This window comes from Rhizobium sp. O111, assembly GCF_055616315.1.
Genome location: NZ_JBSHXL010000002.1, coordinates 913,470 through 934,989 on the forward strand (window position 1 = coordinate 913,470; position 21,520 = coordinate 934,989).

At 61.8% G+C, this 21,520-nt stretch carries 21 protein-coding genes and 1 pseudogene; 16 read left to right on the forward strand and 6 right to left on the reverse strand.

Features of this window, described 5'->3' with window-relative positions; genetic code table 11:
• Positions 1–24: 24 nt before the first annotated feature.
• Positions 25–1,461, forward strand: a complete 1,437-nt coding sequence (locus tag ACVTFQ_RS23805; protein WP_162741239.1) for an amidohydrolase family protein — start codon at positions 25–27, stop codon at positions 1,459–1,461.
• Between the two features lie 45 nt (positions 1,462–1,506).
• Here ACVTFQ_RS23805 and ACVTFQ_RS23810 read toward each other — a convergent pair whose 3' ends face one another.
• Entirely contained in the window at positions 1,507–2,397 is an 891-nt protein-coding gene (locus ACVTFQ_RS23810) for a LysR family transcriptional regulator (RefSeq protein WP_112436477.1), read from the reverse strand.
• 148 nt (positions 2,398–2,545) lie between these two features.
• On the opposite strand from ACVTFQ_RS23810, the gene ACVTFQ_RS23815 reads away from it, so the two are divergent.
• The 7 genes from ACVTFQ_RS23815 (at position 2,546) to ACVTFQ_RS23845 (ending at position 8,935) form a co-directional block, all read left to right on the forward strand.
• A complete protein-coding gene (locus ACVTFQ_RS23815; RefSeq protein WP_313761048.1) occupies positions 2,546–3,592 on the forward strand; it encodes an ABC transporter substrate-binding protein in 1,047 nt (348 codons plus the stop codon).
• Positions 3,593–3,660: 68 nt separating this feature from the next.
• Positions 3,661–4,452 (forward strand): SDR family oxidoreductase, encoded by a 792-nt coding sequence (locus ACVTFQ_RS23820; RefSeq protein WP_112436479.1) that lies wholly within the window; start codon positions 3,661–3,663, stop codon positions 4,450–4,452.
• An 11-nt stretch (positions 4,453–4,463) separates the two neighbouring features.
• The gene (allB, locus tag ACVTFQ_RS23825) at positions 4,464–5,897 is read left to right on the forward strand and encodes an allantoinase AllB (RefSeq protein WP_113177006.1); all 1,434 of its coding nucleotides are present in this window, start codon (positions 4,464–4,466) and stop codon (positions 5,895–5,897) included.
• Positions 5,898–5,902: 5 nt separating this feature from the next.
• On the forward strand, positions 5,903–6,742 hold the full coding sequence (locus ACVTFQ_RS23830; RefSeq protein ID WP_113177007.1) for an ABC transporter ATP-binding protein: 840 nt from the start codon (positions 5,903–5,905) through the stop codon (positions 6,740–6,742).
• Entirely contained in the window at positions 6,739–7,515 is a 777-nt protein-coding gene (locus tag ACVTFQ_RS23835) for an ABC transporter permease (RefSeq protein WP_047511472.1), read from the forward strand. The genes ACVTFQ_RS23830 and ACVTFQ_RS23835 overlap by 4 nt, the downstream gene beginning before the upstream one ends.
• Before the next feature lie 43 nt (positions 7,516–7,558).
• Positions 7,559–7,972 (forward strand): DUF3830 family protein, encoded by a 414-nt coding sequence (locus ACVTFQ_RS23840; protein WP_018900979.1) that lies wholly within the window; start codon positions 7,559–7,561, stop codon positions 7,970–7,972.
• A 6-nt stretch (positions 7,973–7,978) separates the two neighbouring features.
• Positions 7,979–8,935: an acetamidase/formamidase family protein gene (locus tag ACVTFQ_RS23845; protein WP_113177008.1), complete on the forward strand. Its 957-nt coding sequence runs from the start codon at positions 7,979–7,981 to the stop codon at positions 8,933–8,935.
• Positions 8,936–9,018: 83 nt separating this feature from the next.
• Here ACVTFQ_RS23845 and ACVTFQ_RS23850 read toward each other — a convergent pair whose 3' ends face one another.
• From ACVTFQ_RS23850 to ACVTFQ_RS23870, 5 genes are read right to left on the reverse strand one after another with little or no spacing between them, the layout of a single operon-like run.
• Positions 9,019–9,804, reverse strand: a complete 786-nt coding sequence (locus tag ACVTFQ_RS23850) for an ABC transporter ATP-binding protein (RefSeq protein WP_112436483.1) — start codon at positions 9,802–9,804, stop codon at positions 9,019–9,021.
• Between the two features lies 1 nt (position 9,805).
• On the reverse strand, positions 9,806–10,654 hold the full coding sequence (locus tag ACVTFQ_RS23855) for an ABC transporter ATP-binding protein (protein ID WP_112436484.1): 849 nt from the start codon (positions 10,652–10,654) through the stop codon (positions 9,806–9,808).
• A complete protein-coding gene (locus ACVTFQ_RS23860) occupies positions 10,647–11,558 on the reverse strand; it encodes an ABC transporter permease (protein WP_112436485.1) in 912 nt (303 codons plus the stop codon). The genes ACVTFQ_RS23855 and ACVTFQ_RS23860 overlap by 8 nt, the downstream gene beginning before the upstream one ends.
• Before the next feature lie 4 nt (positions 11,559–11,562).
• Positions 11,563–12,624 (reverse strand): ABC transporter permease, encoded by a 1,062-nt coding sequence (locus ACVTFQ_RS23865; protein ID WP_112950670.1) that lies wholly within the window; start codon positions 12,622–12,624, stop codon positions 11,563–11,565.
• Positions 12,625–12,648: 24 nt separating this feature from the next.
• Positions 12,649–14,244, reverse strand: a complete 1,596-nt coding sequence (locus ACVTFQ_RS23870) for an ABC transporter substrate-binding protein (protein ID WP_113177009.1) — start codon at positions 14,242–14,244, stop codon at positions 12,649–12,651.
• 128 nt (positions 14,245–14,372) lie between these two features.
• On the opposite strand from ACVTFQ_RS23870, the gene ACVTFQ_RS23875 reads away from it, so the two are divergent.
• From ACVTFQ_RS23875 to ACVTFQ_RS23910, 8 genes and pseudogenes are all read left to right on the forward strand, one after another.
• Positions 14,373–15,083, forward strand: a complete 711-nt coding sequence (locus ACVTFQ_RS23875) for a GntR family transcriptional regulator (RefSeq protein ID WP_113177010.1) — start codon at positions 14,373–14,375, stop codon at positions 15,081–15,083.
• A gap of 13 nt (positions 15,084–15,096) precedes the next feature.
• Positions 15,097–16,005: a dihydrodipicolinate synthase family protein gene (locus tag ACVTFQ_RS23880; protein WP_113177060.1), complete on the forward strand. Its 909-nt coding sequence runs from the start codon at positions 15,097–15,099 to the stop codon at positions 16,003–16,005.
• A gap of 10 nt (positions 16,006–16,015) precedes the next feature.
• Positions 16,016–17,155 (forward strand): mandelate racemase/muconate lactonizing enzyme family protein, encoded by a 1,140-nt coding sequence (locus ACVTFQ_RS23885; RefSeq protein ID WP_113177011.1) that lies wholly within the window; start codon positions 16,016–16,018, stop codon positions 17,153–17,155.
• 98 nt (positions 17,156–17,253) lie between these two features.
• A pseudogene (locus ACVTFQ_RS23890) lies at positions 17,254–17,463 on the forward strand (IS6 family transposase); the annotation flags it as partial.
• A gap of 171 nt (positions 17,464–17,634) precedes the next feature.
• On the forward strand, positions 17,635–18,180 hold the full coding sequence (locus ACVTFQ_RS23895) for a TetR/AcrR family transcriptional regulator (RefSeq protein ID WP_113177012.1): 546 nt from the start codon (positions 17,635–17,637) through the stop codon (positions 18,178–18,180).
• Positions 18,181–18,406: 226 nt separating this feature from the next.
• Positions 18,407–19,381: an NAD(P)-dependent oxidoreductase gene (locus ACVTFQ_RS23900; RefSeq protein ID WP_113177013.1), complete on the forward strand. Its 975-nt coding sequence runs from the start codon at positions 18,407–18,409 to the stop codon at positions 19,379–19,381.
• Positions 19,382–19,456: 75 nt separating this feature from the next.
• Positions 19,457–20,059, forward strand: coding sequence for a 2-hydroxychromene-2-carboxylate isomerase (locus tag ACVTFQ_RS23905; protein WP_113177014.1), 603 nt, complete (start codon positions 19,457–19,459; stop codon positions 20,057–20,059).
• A 72-nt stretch (positions 20,060–20,131) separates the two neighbouring features.
• Positions 20,132–21,511 carry an FAD-linked oxidase C-terminal domain-containing protein gene (locus tag ACVTFQ_RS23910; protein ID WP_113177015.1) on the forward strand — a complete coding sequence of 460 codons (1,380 nt, stop codon included), beginning with the start codon at positions 20,132–20,134 and terminating at the stop codon, positions 21,509–21,511.
• Positions 21,512–21,520 lie beyond the last annotated feature (9 nt).

Here is a 21,520-nt window from a genome sequence, read left to right on the forward strand (position 1 = left end):
CGCCCATCATGAACGAGAATGCTTATGAGTGACCGTCAAATCACTGTGGCCAAGGCCCTCATCGGAGAGAGCTATGAGCCGGCCGGACCAGTCGAAATCCGGGTAGAATCCGGCCGCATCACCGCCATTCGATCGACAACTGACGACGCCGCGACGCCGCGTATCATGGCCATGCCTGCATTGGTCGACGGACACAATCACGCACGACCGCTGTCGCCGACGTCGTTCGGCGCCGGGATGAAGCCGCTGGAGACCTGGCTGCCTTCGCTTGCCGTCATGCCGGCCGTTGATCCCTACCTCGCAGCGGCCGCGTCATTCGGGCGATCCGCGCGCGGCGGCTGCGTTGCCGTCATGGTGCACCTGATCCGCCCCATGGGCCTTGAGCCGTTGACGAAAGAAGCGCACGACTATGCCCGCGCCGCGTCGGATGTCGGCGTGTCGATCGCTTTTGCGATCGCCATGCGAGACCGGAACCCGATCGTCTACGGCGATCATACCGACATCGCGGCAAAGCTCGCCGATCGATACATGATCGACGGTATCTGGCGGACGGAGACGATGTCGCCCCAGGAACAGATCAAGCGCGTTTCCGACGTTGCCTTGGAACTGGAAAATGAGCTGCATGTCGATGTCCAGTTCGGACCTACCGGCGTGCAATGGTGCTCCGACGGCCTTTTGGAAGCGATCGCCCGGGCATCGGCGGAGACCGGTCGCCGCGTCCACATCCATCTTCTGGAAACGCGTGAACAGCGCAGGTGGGCCGACCGCACCTATCCTGGTGGTATCATCGAACGTCTGCGCGAAATCGGGCTGCTGTCTCCTCGCCTGACGGTCGCGCATTGTGTTTGGGCAAGGCCGGCAGAACTATCTGTCCTGGCCAGTCATGGCGTGAAGATCGCCGTTAATCCCTCTTCGAATTTGCACCTGAAATCCGGCATCGCACGCGCGGGACGAATGAAGGCGTCGGGGCTTCGCTATGGCATCGGCCTTGATGGATGCGCGTTCGACGAGGACGATGACGCGTTGCGGGAGCTTCGCCTGTTTCGCATGCTCAATGCTGGCGTGGCTTTCGACGAGCAGATCACGCCCGCGGATGCGCTGACCGCGGCCTGCGCAACCGGGCGAGAGATGGTCGGTCTTCCCGCCGGCGGGCGCATAGACGTCGGCATGCCCGCTGACCTCTTGCTGCTCGATCTCGACCGACTGGACCGTGACCGTGTGATGGAGGTCGATCCCCGCCACTATCTCTTTGCGCGTGCAACGCAAAGGGACGTCGTCGAGGTGATCCGTGGCGGGAAAACGATCGTGCGGGACGGCAAGGTACTTGGGATCGATCTCGAATCCGTTGAAGCGGCGCTTCGCCAGCAATATCGCGCGGCGATTGGTTCGACGCAGCATATCCAGGAGGCATTCGCGGCTCTCGAACCTTTGATCGGCAAGCATTATCGCGGCTGCTGCTAGGCCGCAGCTTCCGCGACGGGAGTAGGAGCGCGGCAACCGCTCGATCTACGTCATCGCCTTGACCAGCCTATCCGCGAAGCTGGAAGCGGCGATCGGCAGGACGCGTCCCCTGAGTTGGCAGAGTACGAGGTCCGAGCGCGGTATGTCGCGCTCGTCTATCGGCTGGCCGACAAGCCCCATTCCGAAATCCTGTCGCGGCGCCCCGGCCTCGATCTGGAACGAGATCATGTTTCCGCGAAGGACCAACCCTCTCAGCATCTCGAACGAATTCGATTCCGCCATGATGTCGAACCGAAAGTCGCGGCGGGCAATCACCTCATCGAGAACTTGCCTCCCACCGAGGCTTTGATCCGGCAATGCAAGCGGCTGTCCGACGCAATCGGAAAGCCGAAGCACCTGCTTGGACGCCAGAGGGTGATCTTCCCGCATGATCGCGACCAATCGCTGCGGCAGCGAGGTTAATATCCGTATGCCCGGCCGCATGTGGGCCCGATACACCAGGGCGAGATCGACATCATATTCGACGAGCGCGTTGATCGCCGCGTTATGGTCCATCACCTTCAGATCGAAAACGAGCCGAGGGTTGTCCTTGCGGAACTCCCCGATCTGAAACGGCAGGAAGTCGAGCGCGAGCGCCTGGCTGCAGGCGATCTTTACCGGTCCGCGCCTCAGGCCCCTCAGGTCTTCGACTTGCGAGCTCAGCCGCTCCGCGTCGGCGATCTGGCTTCTGGCATAGCGGACAAACAATTCGCCCGCCGTGGTTAACTTCACGCCACGCGCGCGCCGCTCGAATATCGGCGTTCCTATCTCTAGCTCCAGGTCCTGGATCTTGCGGTTCATCGCCGATGCCGTGATGTTCATCCGCTCCGCCGCCTGGCGGATCGAGCCCGCTTTGGCGATTTCAGAGACTTGTTGCAGCAATTTCAGATGACGCATCGCTTGCTCCGAGTGAGGCCTTTTTAGCACCGTTCACGCACAAAAATTGCGGTTGAGATACACACTGGACCGTGTACTCTCGCATTGCAACATGAAAGAACAAGCCGCGACAAAGGCGGCCTCCAACGACCAGACAAGGGGAACAACAATGGCTAATCACCAGATGAAGACGCGCGCCCGTATGCTGGCGCTTGCCGCCGCCACGGCACTTTCCGCATTCGCCGGCACCACGGCCCATGCCGAAACCAGCATCAAGATGGTCCTGAACTGGAAGTATGAGGGGCCACAGGGCCTGCTTTTTCTCGCCGAGGACAAGGGTTACTTCAAGGAGGAAGGCCTCGACGTGACGTTTGACCAGGGCAACGGCTCCGGTGCGGGCGTTCCGCTGGTTGCCAACGGCGCCTACGATATGGCGTTTGGCGACATCAACGCCTTGATCGAACTCGCCGCCAAGAAGCCGGAAGACGCGCCCGTTGGTGTCTTCATGATGTACAGCCAGCCGCCCTTCACGGTCGCCGTCAAGGCGGACAGCCCAATCAAGGCGCCTGCCGATTTTCCTGGCCACACGCTGGGTGGCGCGGCCAATGATGGCGCGCTGAAGCTCTTCCCGGCGCTGTGCGCCATCACCAAGATCGACTGCACCAAGGTGAGCATCACCAACATGCAGCCGAACCTTCGCGAGCAGATGCTGATGAAGGGCCAGGTCGAAGGCGTCTTCGGCTATGTCAACACGATCCGTTTCAGCTCCAAGCTCATCGGCGTCGATCCCGACAAGGAGCTGCGCTTCATCCGCTACGGCGACTACGGAATGGATCTCTATTCGAACGCCATCATCGCTTCGAAGAAGCTGGTCAAGGACAATCCCGACGCGGTGAAGGGCTTCCTGCGCGCCATCAACAAGAGCATCAAGGACGCGATCAAGGATCCGGATGCGGCGATCGCTGCCGTTCAGAAGCGCGAACCGCTGATCAAGCCAACCATAGAGCGCGAACGCTTCGACGCGACCATCGCCAACGAGATGAACCACGACGAAATCGCCAAGATCGGCTTCGGTGACGTCGATGACGCCCGTCTCGGCAAGTCGATCGACATCATCGTCAAGGCAAAGGAATTGCCGCGCACACCGGCGCTCACCGAAGTCTTCGATCGCAGCTTCCTCCCCGCCAAGGACGACCGTCTCACGGTCATCAACTGAGCCACCCAATGACGGCGGCGCCAGCGCGCCGCCCCTCCCATCACAGCTGAAATAACGGAAACAACATCATGGACCTGATGCTGAAGGATAAAGTCGTGTTCATCACAGGCCCCGCCAAGGGCATGGGCGCGGCCATCACGCTTGCCTTTGCCAATGAAGGCGCCAAGCTCGCGCTCGTCGGTCGTGATACGGCGGCGATCGAGCCAGTCGCTGAAGAAGCCCGGTCCAAAGGCTGTTCCGTTGTCGTTATCGGATGCGACCTGACGGACGCCGGACAATGTGACGCCGCCGCCCTGAAGACCGTTGAATCCTTCGGTCGCATTGATGTCCTCGTCAATGTCGCGGGCGGCTCCGGCCCGATGGGCAAGACCGGGGTCGAGACCACACCGGAAGAATTCGACGATATCGTCACGCTCAACATGAACGGCTGTTTCCACACGATCCGGGCGGTTCTGCCGTCGATGATCGAGAACAGCTACGGCAAGGTCGTCAATGTCGGCGGCACCTTCGGCATGAAGGGACGCGCGGGCCGCCTTGCCTATTCCGCTTCCAAGTGGGGCCTGCGTGGGATCACCAAGAGCTTCGCGCTCGAGGTCGGCCAGCACAACATCAACGTCAACTGCGTCGCCCCAGGCATGGTCGATGGACCACGTTTCCGCGACAAAGTCTGCAAGACCATGGCTTTGAAGCTCGGCATCACGGAAGAAGAAGCAGCAAACCGCCATGCGGAAGACTACGCGCTGAAGCGCATCACCGTCGACGACGATGTCGCCAGTGCCTGCCTATTCCTCGCCAGCGACGTCTCGCGCCAGATCACCGGCGTCGACCTGCCCGTCGATGGCGGCTGGGCTGCCCTTTAAGGAGATATGAGATGACCACCGACATTATCGCGGACCTCGTCGTCCACGGCGGCACGATCGTCACCCCCGACACCCAGTATCTGGCGAGCATCGCCATCAAGGATGGCAAGATCCTCGCGATCGGCGAGAAGGATGCGATGCCCGAGGCCAAGGACAGTCTGGATGCGACCGGCCTCCATATCCTGCCCGGCGCGATAGACGTCCATGTGCATTTCCGCGATCCCGGCTATCCGCAGAAGGAGGACTTTGCGAGCGGCACGGCGGCGGCGGCCTTCGGCGGCGTCACCACCGTCTTCGACATGCCGAACACGCTGCCGGCGATCTCCGATGCAGCATCGCTTGCCGAAAAGCATGCCATTGCGGGCGCCAAAGCCCATGTCGACTATGGCCTGTACGCTGTGCTCGGCGAAGACAGCTTGCCGAATATCGGCGAACTGATCGAAGGCGGCGTCATCGGCTTCAAATGCTACATGGGCAACACGTTCGGCCGCATTCCCTCGCCGACGACAGGCGCCATGCTCGAGCTCCTCGAGATCGTTGCACCGACCGGCAAGCGCATTTCGCTGCACGCCGAGACGAATTCGATCATGGAACGCCGCGAAGCACGGTTGCGCGCCATGGGCCGCACCGATCCGCTGGCCCACCTCGCCGCCCGCCCGGCCGTGGTGGCGACAGAAGCCGTTGCCCGCGCCGCCATCCTTGCGGAATGGACTGGCGCACGCATCCACATCCTCCACATTTCATCCGCCGCCGAGCTTCGGCCGCTGGCAGAGGCGAAGGCGCGCGGTGTCGACATTACCGGCGAGACCTGCCCGCAATATCTCCTTCTGTCCGCCGATGATTACGAAGCGAAGCGTGGCGTCATCCGTGTCAACCCGCCGGTGCGCGAGACCGAAAACCAGGATCCGATCTGGCAGGCGCTTGCCGATGGCACGATCGACATGATCGCTACCGACCACGCCCCCCATTCGATCGAGGAAAAGACCCGCGACGACATCTGGACCGTCGACTGCGGCTTCCCCGGCGTCGAAACGCAAATGCCGCTGATGCTGACGGAGCTTGATCGTCGCGGGGCAAGCCTTTCCGACTATGTGCGCTGGAGCGCCGAGAAGCCCGCCAAGTGCTGGGGCCTTTACCCGACAAAGGGTGCGCTGATGGTGGGTTCGGACGCCGATCTCGCGATTGTCGATACCAACCGCGAGTGGACGATCGACGATGCGCAGATCCAGTCGACGGCGAAAATCTCGCCCTGGCACGGGATGAAGGCGACAGCACTTCCGATCCACACCATCGTGCGCGGCCGCTTCGCGATGAAGAACCGTACGCTGCAGGATAGCGCCAAGGGTTGGGGCCGCTCGGTTCATGCGATCCAGCAAATGCCGGTGCCGAACGTTCGTAACGCCGACCAGACCATGGCCGCCGTTACCGCGCCCAGGAAGGGCTGATCGCCATGAACCAACCTCTCGCAACCGGGGTCAGTCCCGGCAATCCCGTGATCGATCTGGAAAGAGTGAACGTCACTTTCGGTGGCGAGAAGAACAAGACGGTGGCGCTGGCGGAGACGTCGCTCAGGATCGAAAACGGTGAGTTCGTCGCCCTCGTCGGCCCGTCCGGCTGCGGCAAGTCGACGATCCTGAAACTCGTTGCCGGCACGCTCTCGCCATCGCAGGGCAATATCTTCGTCACCGGTCGCGAGATCGGCGCGAACGACGTCAGGATCGGCATGGCCTTCCAGAACCCGACCCTGCTGCCCTGGCTCAACATCCGCGACAATGTGATGATGCCGCTGAAGATCGTTGCGCCGTTCAAGCATGGCTATGCCAGAAAAAAGAAAGGCGAGTACCGCGATCGCGCCGAAGCGCTGCTTGCCAAGGTCGGCCTCTCCGGCTTTGGCGATAAATTCCCCTGGCAGCTCTCGGGCGGCATGCAGCAGCGCGCCTCGCTCTGCCGCGCGCTGATCCATGATCCGACGCTTCTGCTTCTGGATGAGCCATTCGGCGCGCTCGACCAGTTCACCCGCGAAGAGCTCTGGGAGATCATGCAGACGCTCTGGATCGAACGACGCCCAACCGTCGTTCTGGTCACCCACGACCTGAAAGAAGCCGCCTATCTCGCCACCCGCATCTGCGTGATGCAGGCACGACCGGGCCGCATCATCGAGGACAGCACCGTTCCCTTCGCCCGTCCACGGACCATCGACGTCTCCTTCCAGCCCGAATTCGTGTCCCTGACGCAAAGGCTCCGCGAGCGCATCGTCGCCGCACGCGCCGTCAACGAGGTGCAGTCATGACAGCCGCCGCCAAACGCCAGATCCTGTCCGCCACCTGCATCCTCGGCTTCTTCGTGCTGTGGGAGGTCATATGCCTCGCTTTCAACGTCTCGGATCTTGTCTTGCCGCGCCCGAGCCAGGTGCTGGTAACGCTCTGGACGCAGTTCCCTGCGATCTGGCCACACACCATACAGACGGTCTATACGACGCTGCTTGGTCTCGGCCTCGGCATCATCCTTGGGCTGGCGCTCGGGATGCTGATCGGTTCGTCGCGGCTTGCCTATGATGTCGCCTATCCGCTGCTGGTCGGCTTTTCGTCCATCCCAAAGGTCGCGATCGTGCCGATCCTCGTGCTCTGGTTCGGCTCCGGCACCGTTCCCGCCGTGCTGACGGCCATGGTGATGTGCGTCTTCCCAATTGTCGTCAATGTCGCCGCCGGTCTCGCGTCAACGGAGCCGGAACTGCAGGACGTCATGCGGACATTGAAGGCGACGAAGCTCGAAATCCTCTGGAATATCGGCTTGCCGCGCACCATGCCGTATTTTTTCGCATCGCTGAAGGTCGCGGCCACCCTCGCCTTTGTCGGCACCGTCATTTCCGAAACCGTCGCTTCCAACCGGGGGATCGGCAATGTGATGATGATTGCCAGCTCCAGCTTCGACGTGCCGCTAGTCTTCGCCGGCCTGTTCATTCTGGCAGCGCTCGGCGTCGCGCTCTACGTGATCTTCTCGGTGATCGAAGCGCGCGTCACCGGCTGGGCCAGACGTGGCGACAATTTTTCCGCTGGCGGCTGATACGCCCGCCAGCTCTCCTCTATTCGCATTAACAGGAACAGCAATGACCAAGCTCAAGATCACCGCCGGCCCCTTCACCTTCGACGCCCGTCTGGAGACGGAGGATGCGCCGAAGACCTGCGCTGCCTTCCTCAAGCGCCTGCCCTACGAAAGCAAGATCGTGCATGTCCGCTGGAGCGGCGAAGGCGTGTGGGTGCCGCTCGGCGACGAGGACTTCGGCGTCGGGTATGAGAACCACACAAGTCATCCGGCCCCCGGCCACATCATCCTCTATCCCGGTGGCATCAGCGAAACAGAAATCCTGCTTGCCTATGGCGGCGTGGACTTCTCCTCCAAAATGGGCCAGCTTGCCGGCAATCACTTCATCACCCTGACGTCCGGCCTCGAGAACCTGAAGACACTCGGCAACCTGACGCTCTGGGAAGGTGCGCAATCCATCCGCTTCGAACTGGCCTGATCCAGCATGCCCCATCACGACGTCTTCCCCACACCGGACACCGTGCATTGGGGCTACCTCGATGCGCGCCGTCGGCCAGTGATCGAGATCGATCCTGGCGACACCGTGACGATTCATAGTGTCAGCGGGTCGCCTGCCGAGGCCTCGCGCAACCCGGCCCATTCGATCCGACCGGAATTGCAGGAGATCCACGCGGCGCTGGCGCCATCGCCCGGCCCTCACATATTGACCGGCCCAATCCATGTCCGTGGCGCCAAGCCTGGCGACGCCTTGCGTGTCGAGATCCTTGATGTCAGGCTTCGGGATGATTGGGGTTTCAACATCATCAGACCAGGCAAAGGCGCGCTGCCACATGATTTCACGCAAGACGAAACCCTGCACCTGAGCATCGATCGCACGGCCGGCACCATCACCACCCCTTGGGGCATGGTGATGCCGGCACGACCGTTTTTCGGGATCATGGCGACTGCACCTAAGCCTGAAGATGGTTGCCTGACCTCGATCATCCCCGACTATTTCGGCGGCAACTTGGATAATCGCGAGCTGACTGCCGGCTCGATCCTCTATTTGCCGGTGTCCGTCGAAGGTGCATTGTTCTCGGCCGGTGACGGCCACGCGTCACAGGGAGATGGCGAAGTCTGCCTGACCGCCGTCGAGACGGGACTGAGCGGGACATTCAAGATCGATGTCGTCAGCGGCGCAGAGCTTGCAATGCCCTATGCCGAGACGGCCGATCACCTGATCGCCATGGCGTTTGACGAGGACCTGCAGGAGGCGATGCGGGAGGCGCTCCGCTTCGCGATCGGGATGATCGTCGAAAGAACACATCTGACGTCAGTACAGGCCTACAGCTTTTGCAGCATGGCTGCCGATGTACGCATCACGCAGGTCGTGAACGTCAAGAAAGGCGTCCATATAATGATCCCCAAGGCTTTGATCGCACAAAGCGCCAGAGACGCCTAAGGGGCGATTGGGCGTGGCCATTTCCGTGTTGGCTCGCGGCCTGACCTTGCCCATCCGGAGACTGAAACTTGGCCATGATCTCTTTACGGGGGAGACGCGGTCAATGATTGCTTGGACCGTGGAATATACCCCCTGCTGCCATCGAGCAGAGTTTTCGTATAGGGGTGCTCGACATTGCTTTCCAACAGCTGCGCCTGCGTCGCGATCTCGACGAAAACGCCATCCTGCATGACAGCCACGCGGTTGCAGAGATGCGCGATGACAGCCATGTCGTGGCTGACCAGAATGTAAGTCAGCTTCGAGCGTTCACGCAGGTCCTTCAAGAGATTGAGAATTTCCGCCTGGATCGAAACGTCGAGCGCCGACGTCGGTTCGTCGAGCAAAAGGATCTTCGGCTCGAGGATAAGCGCACGGGCAATCGCCACGCGCTGCCTTTGCCCGCCGGAGAGCTGGTGCGGGAAACGATGCCGGAAGCCGGGTGGCAGGCCGACGTCGCGCAGAACCTGCTCGACACGCTCCTGCCGCCGGTCCAGTCCATGGATCTCGAGAGGCTCCAGCAGCGTGCGGCCGATCGTGTGGCGCGGATGCAGGGAGCCGAAGGGATCCTGAAACACCATCTGCTGCTTGGCGAGCTGCGCGCGCGATCGTTTCGGGCCGACCACGTCACCGTCGATCGAAACAGAACCGCTCCATTCCTTGATGCGTCCCGCCAGCGCGCCGAGCACCGTCGACTTGCCGCACCCGCTTTCGCCGACCAGGCCGAATGTCTCGCCGGGTGCCACCTCAAAGGCGACGCTTTTGACGACCTGCTTGAAATCATTGCCGCTGCCGAAGGACACGGCGAGATCGTTTACCGATATGATGGACATGTCACGCCTCCGCCCAGCTTGCCTGACGCTTCAGCACTTCCAGTCGATCCCTGGGATGATCGAGACTTGGCAGCGCCTCAAGCAGGCCGCGTGTATAGGGATGGGTTGCTTCGTCGAGCCTGGACGCTTCGATCGTTTCCACGATCCGGCCTGCATACATGATGATGACGCGGTCGCAGAAGCTCTTCACGAGGTTGAGGTCGTGAGAGATGAAGATCAGGCCGATGTTGCGTTCCGTGATCAGGTCGTCGAGGATCGACAGCACCTGCTGGCGCACGGTCACATCGAGTGCCGAGGTCGGTTCGTCGGCGATGATCAGCGAAGGCGAGGAGATCAGCATCATCGAGATCATGATGCGCTGCCCCATGCCGCCCGAGACCTCGTGCGGGTAGAGATTGAAGACGCGTTGCGGGTCGCGGATATTCACCCGCTCCAGCATGGCAAGCGTACGCTCGCGCGCCGCCTTCTTGCCAAGGCGCTCGTGCAGGATGACGGTTTCGGCAATCTGCTCTCCGACGGTCATGACGGGATTGAGCGAATATTTCGGGTCCTGCAGGATCATCGAAATCCGGCTACCGCGGATCGCGCGCATGTCGGCCTCGCTGGCAGCGAGGAGATCGACATCCTCGAAGCGCAGCTCATCGGCGACGACTTGAGCCGTACCCGGCTGCAAGCGCATGATCGCGCGTCCGGTCGTGCTCTTGCCGGAACCGGATTCGCCGATGATGCCAACTTTCTCGCGGCCGACATCGAAGCTCACATTCTTGACGGCGTTGACCACGCCGGACAGCGTCGGAAACTGCACCGACATGTTCTTGACCGAGAGGATCGGTTTTGACTGTTCAGGCATTGCGGGGATCCATGATGTCGCGCAGTCCGTCGCCGAGCAAGTTGAAGGCGAGGCTGACCAGGAGAATGGCGATGCCGGGAACCGTCGTCAGCCACCAGGCGTCGAGGAGATATTGTCGACCAGAGGCCGCCATCGCGCCCCATTCAGGCATTGGCGGCTGCGCGCCGAGACCGAGGAAGCCAAGACCGGCGGCCGTCAGGATGACGCTCGACATGTTGAGCGTCAGGCGGATGATGATCGACGGCGCGCAAAGCGGCACGATATGGCGAAACAAAATGCGGCCCATTCCCGCGCCCTGCAGCTCGGCCGCAACGACGAAATCCGCAGCACGGAACGTCAGCGTTTCAGCGCGCGCCAAGCGCGCGATCGGCGGCCAGACGGTGAGCGCGATGGCGATGACGGCATTCTCGATCCCTGGACCAAGGGCCGCGGAAAAGGCGAGCGCCAGCACGAGACTTGGGAAGGACAGGAAGATATCGGTGATGCGCATCAGGACCACATCGACCCAGCCGCCGAGATAGCCGGCGGTCGCGCCGATCGCAAAGCCGATGGGCGCCACGATGACCGTGACCAAGATGCTGATATAGAGCGTCGTACGCGCGCCATAGACGAGGCGCGAATAGACGTCCCGGCCGAATTCGTCGGTGCCGAACCAGTTGGCGGATGACGGCGGCTTCAGCGCCATGGTCAAATCCTGGAGGATCGGATCATGGCTGGCGAGCAGCGGCGCGAAGGTCGCGATCAAGACGAGCATCAGCACGACGACGAAGCCGGCGAATGCCAACGGATTGGCGATCAGGTTCAGCCACAGGACATAGGCCTTGTGGAGCCGCGCCTGACGCGTCGAGGAAAACTCCTCGTTGATCAGCCAATTGTGCAGATCGTTGAAATAACGTGTCGCCATGATGTCACCGGGTACGCGGATCGAGGAACCGATAGGTCAGGTCCGACAGGAGATTGATGGCAATCGAGATGATGCCGATGAGGAGCACGCTGCCGAGCACCGCGTTCATGTCAGCGAAGAACAGCGCCGACGTCAGGTACTGGCCAAGGCCGGGCCACGCGAAAACCGTCTCGATCAGGACCGTGCCGTCGAGCAGGCCGCAATAGGCGAGAGCCACGATCGTCAACAGCTGCACGCGGATGTTGCGAAACGCGTGTCGCCAGACGATCGCTCGCTGACCGAGGCCTTTGGCCTTGGCGGTCAGCACATATTCCTGCCGCAGCTGCTCGAGCATGAAGCTTCGGCTCATGCGACTGAGATAGGCCATCGCGGCATAGCCGAGGATCAGCGCCGGAGCGGCGACATGCAGCAGCGCGTCCCGGAAGACCTCCCATTCGCCGGCAAGGATCGCATCGACGAGGATGGAATTGGTCGGCCCCTCGACGAGCCCCTCATTGTAGACATCGAGACGGCCGCTGCCGGGTATGAGACCGAACTTCGCGTAGAAGACAAGAATGACGATGGTGCCCAGCCAGAAGATCGGCGTCGAGTGGCCGAGCAGTCCGACGACACGCGCCAGATGATCGACCCAGGTGCCCTTGCGGACGGCCGAGATGATGCCGAGCGGAATACCGAAGCCCGCGCCGATGATCGTTGCCAGCGTGGCGAGCTCCAGCGTTGCCGGGAAAACGCGGGCGAGATCGCTAGCGACGGGATTTTTCGTCACATGCGACTGGCCGAAATCCAGATGCGCGACATTGCCGAGATAGGTTCCGAACTGCACATAGAGCGGCTGATCCAACCCCATTTCCTTGTAGACGCGCTCGTAGGTCTCGTGATCGGCCTGGTCGCCGATGACGGCGATGACAGGATCGGCGGGAACCATGCGTCCGACGACGAAGGTGATCACGAGCAGGCCGAGCAGCGTTGTCAGGATGACGGCAAAGGATGCCGTCACCTTGCGCAGCGCGCCGAGCGCAGCCCGTGCGCCTGCCGGCGCGTTTCCAGATGTCTGTGAGATACTCACGTCATTCTCCTCGACAGGAAGGGCTTACTCGCCCTTCGAGACGGTGTCCCAACGGGTGAGCCAGGTCGAATGGCCGACATAGCCCTTGACTTCTTTTCTGACCGCCTTCGCGTCCGTGCGCTGGAAGGAGGTGATCAAGGCCGGCGAAGCGTCCAGATAGGCCTTGTTGATCTTGGTGTAGAGATCGGCGCGCTTCTGCTGGTCGGTCTCGTGCGCGGCGGCGGTCACCATGTCCTGAATGTCCTTCGGAACCTCCCAGGCGGAGCGCCAGGCGATCAGGCCGGAGAGTTTCGCATCGTCGGCATTGTTCGGGTTCGTGGCATAGGACGCCAGAACCGCATGCGGGTCGGGCAAGCGTTCGCCGGTGCGCGCCGAGAAAACCTCGAACTCGCGGTTGCGGAACTTGCCGATATGATCGCCCCCCTGCAGGTCGAGCTTGATGCCGGCCTTGGCAGCATTGGCTTGCAGCGACTGCGCGACTTCGTATTCAGGTGTCACGGGCGTCGCGTAATAGACCTTGGAGAAACCATCGGGATAGCCGGCTTCCGCCAGCAACTGCTTGGCCTTGTCGATATCGAGCTTGTACGGGTTCTCGGTGCTGGCGCCCGGCAGACCGCCCGGAATGATCGTCTGCTGCTTGATGCCGTAATATTTCATCACCGTGTTGGCCAGGCCGTCATAGTCGATGAGATAACGGAAAGCCTCGCGGACCTTCGCCTTGGAGAGGATTTCATCCTTCTGGTTGAGTGCCAGATAGTAGAAGCCGAAGCCCGGGGTCTTCTGGATATCGGCCTTGCCGCCGGCCTCGATCGCCGCCAGATCGGTCGAGGACAGGCGCGTCGCGACATCGACGTCGCCGGCTTCCAGCTGCAGACGCTGGCCGGACGATTCCGGCATGTGGCGCAGGATGACCCGGCGCATCTTCGGGGCGCCCTGCCAGTAATCCTTGAAAGCCTCGGCGATCAGAAGATCGTTGACGCGCCAGGTGCGCAGCGAATAGGGGCCGGATCCAGCATCGTTGGTCTGCAGGAATTCGCGGCCCATGTCGCCGTTCTTCTCGTTCTTGGCGAGAAGCTCGCTGTCCAGGATCGAGGTCGAGAAGCTGGCGAGCGAGAATAGGATCAGGTTCGGGTTCCAGACCTCGGGCGTCTGCAGCACGACGGTTGAATCATCCGTGGCTTTGATCAGCTCATCGACATTCTTGTCGGTGATCCCCCACTGGCGAAGATCGACGGAGGGCGCCAGACCGAGCTTCACCAGGCGGCGCAGCGACCACACGACATCCTTGGCGGTCAGCGCGTTGCCGGAATGGAAGGTGACGCCGGAACGGATCTTGAAGGTGAAGCTCTTGCCATCGTCGGATACTGTCCAGCTTTCGGCTATGCCCGGCTGCGGCTTGGTGATGTCGTCAGCGGCGAGCACGATCAGGCGCTCATAGAGGTTGGCGACGATTTCCGCCGATTCCAGCTGGTTGAGCTCGCTCGGATCCAGACCGCGCATCGAGGACATGTTGGTGGCAATCACCAGCTGATCCCTCGGCGTGGCCGCTTGCACTGCGAGCGGCATGGCGAGCGTCGACGCCACCATAGCTGATGCCACCAGAAAACTGCGTCTTTTCATCGTCCTATCTCCTCCCTGGTGCGCCGGACCTCGCCCCGAGCGCGAATTTTCATATCGACATCGATCTGAAATCTGGTATATCAGATCTCACAAAACGATTTTGTCGTCAACGGGGGAATTTTCGGGACATGCAAAAAGAGGCATCGACGCAGCCTGGCGCAGACCGCATCGAGAAGATCGACCCGCGCTTTCTGACGACATTGCGCGACCATGTGCACAAGACGCTGCGCACCGCGATCCTCTCCGGCCGCTTCGCGCCGGATGAACGCGTCAACGAGCGCCAACTCGCCGAGCAGCTTGGCGTCAGCACGACACCCATCAAGGAAGCCCTGCGTCAGCTTGAGACCGAGGGTCTCGTCGAAACACTGCCGCGTCGCGGCGTGCTGATCCGCTTCAACGCGAACTGGGCCGAAGAGATGATCCTGGCGCGCGCCGCGCTGGAATCGATGATCGCCCACCTCGCCGCCAAGCGCATCGAGAAGACCGAAGCGGCCAAGCTGGAAGACATCGTCAATCGAATGCGCAAGGCGACCGAGGACGGCGTAGCCGACGACCTGATTTCGCTCAACGAGACGTTTCATGAGCAGATCCACATCGCCTCGCGATGCCAGTATCTCTCGCGCATGATCGAACGGCAGCAGTTTTACGACGGCAGCATCCGCCGCGTCATCCATTCCGATCCGCTCGAGCGCGGCAAGGCGCTGACCGAACATGCCGCGATCGCCGCCGCCATCATCTCCAGCGACAGCGACAAGGCCGAACGCGTGATGCGCGACCATGTCGTCCGTTCCGGCGAAACCTACCTCAACATCGTGTTCAAGAAGAAGGAGGACATCTGACGTGACCGAGGCAATGGAAAAGATCCGCAAGGCCCTGACGGGCATATCGGGCGTGCCCGTGACCCCCTATAAAGCGGATGGCAGCGTCGATATCGCCAAGCTCTCAGCCCTGATCACCCGCCTCGCCCATGCGCGGGTCCACAATCTGATGGCCGCCGGCAACACCGGTGAGTTCTTCACCCTGACCATGGACGAAGTGCGCGCGGTCCACGCCGCGACGATCAAGGCTGCCGGCGGCAAATCGCTGGTGAGCGCCGCTGTCGGTCGTTCGCTGACCGAGGCCAAGGCGCTTGCCCGCGATGCCATCGCCGAGGGCGCCGATGCGATCATGGGCCATCATCCGATGGACCCCTTTGCCGGCCCGAGCTACCAGGCGCGCTACTTCCTGGAGCTTGCAGACGCCAGCACCGTTCCCGTCATCGCCTATGTGCGCAGCGACACCTTCTCCGTACCCGATTTCCGCAAGCTGGCGCAGCACCCGAATATCGCCGGTATCAAGTTTGCCTCCAGCAATCTCATGCTGCTCGCCGAAGTGATCCGCGCCACCGGGGATGCGCCGGCGATCTGGGTTTGCGGCCTTGCCGAGGGTTGGGCCCCGGCCTTTTACGCCATGGGCGCCCGTGGCTTCACCTCCGGCCTCGTCAACGTCTTCCCGGAACGCTCGCACGCCATCCACCAGGCACTGGAGACCGGTGATTACGCGGCCGCCCGCGCGCTCATCGACGATATCGCCGGCTTCGAGGCGCTGCGCACCAAATACCTCAACGGCGCCAATGTCACCGTCGTTAAGGAAGCGCTTGGCATGCTCGGAACCGAGGTCGGCCCCGTGCGCGTGCCCGGCGTCGAGAGCCTGACTGAAGCTGAGCGTGCCGACCTGCGCGCCATCGTTGACAATGTCGCCGAGAAGAGCCGGGCGGCCTGAGGAAGATCCCATGCATATCACAGGCATCAAGACCTACATGCAGCGCGTGGACGACCGCCCTCGCCTGCTTCTGAAAATCGAGACCAGCGAAGGCATTTCAGGCTGGGGCGAATGCTACAACCACGGCCCTGACTGGGCGCTGCCGCCGCTTCTCGACTACCTCTTTCACCAGATTGAGGGCGAGGATCCGCGTCGCGTGGAATTCCTCGTCCTCAAGCTCAACCAGCAATGCCGCTTCCCGCCTGGCGCGCTGGGGCTTGCGGCGATCTCGGCGATCGATCACGCGCTTTGGGACATAGCCGGCAAGGCCGCCGGTCTGCCCGTCTACATGCTGCTCGGCGGCAATGTGCGCGATCGCGTCCAGGTCTATTGCGGCGTCTATACCGCGCCGGACCCGGAAGCCGCGCGCGATCGGTCGCTCGAGTTGAATGAGAAATACGGCTACACCGCCTTCAAGCTCAGCCCTTACCGCCGCGATCTTCATACCGGCCGCTGGGGTGAACTCGTCAGGGAGACGGGCGACTGGTTCGGCAAGATCCGCGAGATCACGCCATCGCATTTCGACTATGCTTTCGACGCCCACGCGAAAATCTTCGAACCCTATCAGGCCGTTCAGCTTGCAGCCGCCATCGCGCCAAACGATCCGCTGTTCTACGAGGAGCCGATCCGGCCGGAACACATCCCGGCATGGACGGAGCTGAAATCGAAGGTGACCGTTCCGCTCGCAACCGGTGAATCGCTCTATTCGCGCTTCGAGTTCCTGGCGCTGCTGTCCGCGCGTGGCGCCGATATCATTCAGCCGGATATCTGCGTGGTCGGCGGGGTCAGCGAAATGCGGCGCATCGCGGCGATCGCGGAAGCACATTATGTGACGGTCGCGCCGCATAATCCGATGGGTCCGCTAGCAACGGCTGTCAACATCCACTTCTGCGCGGCCCAGCCGAACTTCAAGGTGCTGGAATTCAAGCCACACGTTCACGCACCGTGGGCGGCCGACCCCTACCTGCCTGTCGACGGACACATGGAGCTGCGCCCGGATCGGCCCGGCTGGGGTCTGGAGATCGACGAGAAGGCGTTGCAGACGGAGGACTATGTCCACTGGGAGCGGAAGATCACCCGCAAGCCCGACGGATCGACGGCCTATCCATGATATGAGTTACGGCTGGCTGCCGCGCGTGAATGCGCGGCAGCCAGTGTTCGATCCAGGGATGTGGATATTGTCGTTCTTGAAGGGGATCGAACCGGATCCGTGCAGCCAAGCGGCTGTTGGTAGCATTGATAAGGCGCTATGGTTTTGTTCCCAGATGTATCATCACCGATAAACTCCGATCTTATGGCGCGGCATGGCTGAATGCCCGTAATTGTTTTTCGGCTCATCCAGTTGCCGGGCCGCGCAGACAATTCGCCACCATCGCCTCGAAGCCCGGTGCTCGGAATATAGCGGCATGCATCGTCTGAAAATTCCAAACCGCTACGCTCTTCTCAGGCTCCCAAACTTACCTTGAGAACGCCCAGGCGTTGCCCGTAACGGCAGCAAACTTCGATCCGCTCGCCTGCGGGTATTGACCGAGATGAGCGACAACTCCAAGAGTGCCTTGTTGACGTTCAACTGACGCGCAGGCTGCTCAAATGGCTTCCGAGACCAAATCCAGTCGTGATGACTTGCTCGCCCGGCTGGGTGACATTTTCTATGCCAACGGCACCTATCTCGTCGGCATGGCGGAGCTTATCAAGCATCTGCAGACGACGAGGGTGACCTTCTACCGGCACTTCGCGAACAAGGAAGACATGATCGTCGCCTATCTGCGGCAGCGCGATGAGGCGGTGCGCGACCAGCTGGTGCAGGTAGTGGGAGACAGAACAGGGCCGGAGGCAGCGCTCGATATCTTTTCGAACCTCGAGCAGAAGACCAGCGCGGAAAATTTCCGTGGCTGCGCCTTCTTTCTGGCGGCGATCGAGAACCCGCAGTCGGCGAAAATCCAGAATGCGGCGCGCGGCCACAAGGATTTTCTGAAGAGCTTTTTCCTCAGCCTGATGCAGAAGCCCGACGACGCCCTCGCCGAGCAGCTCCTGCTTCTTTACGAGGGCGCGCTGGCAAGCTCGGCCCTCCGACGCGAGGCCGGGGCTGCAGCGACCGCTAGGTCGATCGCAGCGCATCTCATGTCGGACGCCTGAGCGGCCACGACCAGCGACAAAGCGCGCCCAACGCTCTCCTGATCCCCGGGACGCGCGCCGCAACCGCAGGCGGAACCGCCCGGAAAATATTCCAGATTACGACCGGCAATTGGAACGTTGTTCCTTCGGCGAAAGCCGATTCATGCCATAAATAGCCCCGACTAGAACGACCGTTCTACTTCGTTGAGTAGAACAGCAAGACGAATTGCGCAATGGGGCTCACATCATGTCATCAAAGACCGGCTGGACCGAAAACCGATCGCCCGTTATCGCCTGCAACCTGGACCCCGAGCAGGCCGAAAAGCTGAGAACTCATAAAAGCCGGCCCAAGGTTCTCAGCTATTGCGACACCGCGCCGGCATGGGATGTGCCGAAGGATGCTGACTTCCTTTTCACCTTCTTTCGCGGCTGGGACTCAGCCCCCCGCCAGAAGCCCGATGGCTGGCCGTTCAACCTGAAATGGATGCAGATCGCGTCGGCCGGTATCGATGCCTTTCCCGACTGGGTTTTTGAGATACCACTGGTCACTACTGGTCGCGGCATCTCGGCCGAAGCAATCGCGGAGTATGTGGTCGCCACTATCTTCGCCCACGAAAAGCAGATGTTCGACGGCCTGCTCGCACGCTCCGCCGACGAATGGACGAAGCGCACGCTCGGTCTCGTCTCCGGCAAATCGGTCGGCATCTACGGTTACGGCGCGATCGGCCGCCGGGCCGCTGAAAAGCTCAACGCTCTCGGCATGACTGTCTCCGCCGTCAAGCGCGAGGCCTCACAGGCAGCCGATAACGTCAACTTCTTCGCATCGCTGAAAGAGATGGTCGGCTCGGTCGATCACCTCGTTCTGGCCGTGCCGCTGACGCAGACCACCCGGCACTCGGTCAACGCGGAAATCTTTGCGGCAGCCAAGCCCGGTCTGCATGTCATCAATATCTGCCGCGGCGAAGTGCTCGACGACGAGGCCCTGCTGGCAGCGCTCGACAACGGCCAGGTCTCGGCCGCCACGCTCGATGTGACCGCCCCCGAGCAGCTGCCACAAGGTCACATCTTCTATACTCATCCGAGAATTCGCCTGACGCCGCACATCTCCTGGTCGTCGGAAGACAATGCGGAGCGCATCGCCGCCAAGCTGCACGGCAATCTCGACCGCTATCTGGCCGGGGAGACGCTCACCGATGTCGTCGTAGCCGGGCGCGGATACTGACATCGCAGGGCGTGAGGAAAGAGTTTGCAACTCGCCCCATGGCCAACGGCGACAACACCATCCAGAGGACACCAAATGACAAAGACCATCGACTACTTCTTCGGCGTGGGCTCGCCCTGGGCCTTCATCGGCCTCGTCCCATTCGCCGAACTGGCTGCAAAGCAGAATGCCGTGATCAAGCCCTATGTCATTCCGCTGATCGAGGACAATGGCGGCATCTATTCGCGCAATCGCCCGGAGGCGCGCCGCGCCTATTGGATGAAGGATCTGAAACGCTGGGCGGCCCTGCGCGGCAAGGTGTTGAACTTCGAAAACCGGGGAACTCTTTCCGACCCGACGCCCGCCGGCTTCATGCTGATCGCCGCGATCGAGAACGGTCAAGACTGGCTGACGCTCGCGAGCGCGCTGCAGGAAGCCTTCTGGACCGGCGGCGAGGATATCGGCAACGCCGCTGTTCGGCGCTCTATCGCTGATGGTGAGGGTTTCGACGGCGCGGCATTGGACGAGCAGGGGGCGAGCGAGGCCGTGCAGGCGGTCTGGAAGACCAATTACGAAACCGCCAAGGCAGCTGGTGTCTTCGGCCTGCCGACCTACCGCTACGAGGACGAGCTCTACTGGGGCCAGGACAGCCTTCCCTTCCTCGAGCGTCACCTCAAGGGCGAAAAGCTGGTCGCCTGACCCGATACCAAGCTGGGCCTCATAGGCGGGGTCCGGCTTGTCTATTTCTAGACTATTTCCGCGGAGTTGATCATGTCATCCACCCTTCCGTCGTCGCTTAGCGAAACACTGTTGCAGCTCTTCGGCGACCGCTTCTCGACGGCGCAGGCTCTTCGCGAACAGCACGGACGGGGCGAATCCCATCACACGCCGGCGGTCCCGGATGCCGTGGTGTTCGCGCAAAGTACGGAAGAAGTGGCGCAGATCGTTCGGCTTTGCGCGGCAGACGGGGTGCCAGTCATCGCATTCGGGGCCGGAACGTCGCTTGAGGGTCACCTGACGGCGGTGCACGGCGGCGTTTCGATCGATCTCTCGCGCATGGCCAATATCTCCCGCGTCAGCGCGGAGGATCTCGATTGCACGGTCGAGGCCGGTGTCACCCGCGAGCAACTGAACACCCATCTGCGCGACATGGGGCTTTTCTTCCCGATCGACCCCGGCGCCAATGCCTCGATCGGCGGCATGGCCGCGACGCGCGCGTCCGGAACCAATGCGGTGCGCTACGGCACGATGCGCGAGAACGTGCTGTCGCTGACCGTCGTGCTTCCCAACGGGCAGATCATCCGCACCGGCGGCCGGGCGCGCAAATCGTCTGCGGGCTATGACCTGACGCGGCTCTTCGTCGGCTCAGAAGGCACGCTCGGAATTATCACGGAAGTGACGCTGCGGCTCTACGGCATTCCCGAAACCATCTCCGCGGCGCTCTGCTCATTCGAAACCGTCGAGCAGGCGGTCGCGGCCGCGATCGCGGTCGTGCAGCTCGGCATCCCCGTCGCCCGCATGGAGCTGATGGATCGTGGGCTGATCCAGGCGGTCAACGCCTATTCCGGCCTGTCGCTGAAGATCGAGGACACGCTGGCCTTCGAGTTTCACGGCTCGCCCGCCAGCGTCCAGGAACAGGTCAAGATGGTCGCGGCCATCGTCGAGGACAATGGCGGCCGGGACTTCGAGTGGGCCAATGTGCCAGAGGATCGCAACCGCCTCTGGAAGGCGCGCCACAACGCGTTTTACGCGGTCGTGTCGCGCCGCCCGAACGCCAAAGGCTGGTCGTCCGACGTCTGCGTGCCGGTGTCGGAACTCAGCGGCTGCATCATCAAGACCCGCGAACTGCTTAAAACCTGCAGCGTGCCCGCCGCCATTCTCGGCCATGTGGGCGACGGCAATTATCACGTCGTCTTCGCGGTCGATCCGGACAACCGCGCCGAACTCGAGGAGGTCGCGGCCATCAACAAGAAAATGGTGCGACACGCGATTTCCGTCGGCGGAACGTCGACGGGCGAACACGGCGTCGGCACGGGCAAGATCGCCTATATGCGCGAGGAACACGGCGATGCCGTCGACCTGATGGCCGTGATCAAGAGTGCCATCGATCCCCGGAACATCATGAACCCCGGCAAGATTCTTCCGCAATAGATCCCACAT

Coding starts and splice junctions, on each gene's coding strand:
- ACVTFQ_RS23885 (WP_113177011.1), top strand. CDS start 16,016: ATGCATATCACAGGCATCAAGACCTACATGCAGCGCGTGGACGACCGC.
- ACVTFQ_RS23860 (WP_112436485.1), bottom strand. CDS start 11,558: ATGGCGACACGTTATTTCAACGATCTGCACAATTGGCTGATCAACGAG.
- ACVTFQ_RS23900 (WP_113177013.1), top strand. CDS start 18,407: ATGTCATCAAAGACCGGCTGGACCGAAAACCGATCGCCCGTTATCGCC.
- ACVTFQ_RS23870 (WP_113177009.1), bottom strand. CDS start 14,244: ATGAAAAGACGCAGTTTTCTGGTGGCATCAGCTATGGTGGCGTCGACG.
- ACVTFQ_RS23895 (WP_113177012.1), top strand. CDS start 17,635: ATGGCTTCCGAGACCAAATCCAGTCGTGATGACTTGCTCGCCCGGCTG.
- ACVTFQ_RS23880 (WP_113177060.1), top strand. CDS start 15,097: ATGGAAAAGATCCGCAAGGCCCTGACGGGCATATCGGGCGTGCCCGTG.
- ACVTFQ_RS23840 (WP_018900979.1), top strand. CDS start 7,559: ATGACCAAGCTCAAGATCACCGCCGGCCCCTTCACCTTCGACGCCCGT.
- ACVTFQ_RS23805 (WP_162741239.1), top strand. CDS start 25: ATGAGTGACCGTCAAATCACTGTGGCCAAGGCCCTCATCGGAGAGAGC.
- ACVTFQ_RS23810 (WP_112436477.1), bottom strand. CDS start 2,397: ATGCGTCATCTGAAATTGCTGCAACAAGTCTCTGAAATCGCCAAAGCG.
- ACVTFQ_RS23850 (WP_112436483.1), bottom strand. CDS start 9,804: ATGTCCATCATATCGGTAAACGATCTCGCCGTGTCCTTCGGCAGCGGC.
- ACVTFQ_RS23830 (WP_113177007.1), top strand. CDS start 5,903: ATGAACCAACCTCTCGCAACCGGGGTCAGTCCCGGCAATCCCGTGATC.
- ACVTFQ_RS23910 (WP_113177015.1), top strand. CDS start 20,132: ATGTCATCCACCCTTCCGTCGTCGCTTAGCGAAACACTGTTGCAGCTC.
- allB (WP_113177006.1), top strand. CDS start 4,464: ATGACCACCGACATTATCGCGGACCTCGTCGTCCACGGCGGCACGATC.
- ACVTFQ_RS23815 (WP_313761048.1), top strand. CDS start 2,546: ATGGCTAATCACCAGATGAAGACGCGCGCCCGTATGCTGGCGCTTGCC.
- ACVTFQ_RS23845 (WP_113177008.1), top strand. CDS start 7,979: ATGCCCCATCACGACGTCTTCCCCACACCGGACACCGTGCATTGGGGC.
- ACVTFQ_RS23875 (WP_113177010.1), top strand. CDS start 14,373: ATGCAAAAAGAGGCATCGACGCAGCCTGGCGCAGACCGCATCGAGAAG.
- ACVTFQ_RS23905 (WP_113177014.1), top strand. CDS start 19,457: ATGACAAAGACCATCGACTACTTCTTCGGCGTGGGCTCGCCCTGGGCC.
- ACVTFQ_RS23835 (WP_047511472.1), top strand. CDS start 6,739: ATGACAGCCGCCGCCAAACGCCAGATCCTGTCCGCCACCTGCATCCTC.
- ACVTFQ_RS23820 (WP_112436479.1), top strand. CDS start 3,661: ATGGACCTGATGCTGAAGGATAAAGTCGTGTTCATCACAGGCCCCGCC.
- ACVTFQ_RS23855 (WP_112436484.1), bottom strand. CDS start 10,654: ATGCCTGAACAGTCAAAACCGATCCTCTCGGTCAAGAACATGTCGGTG.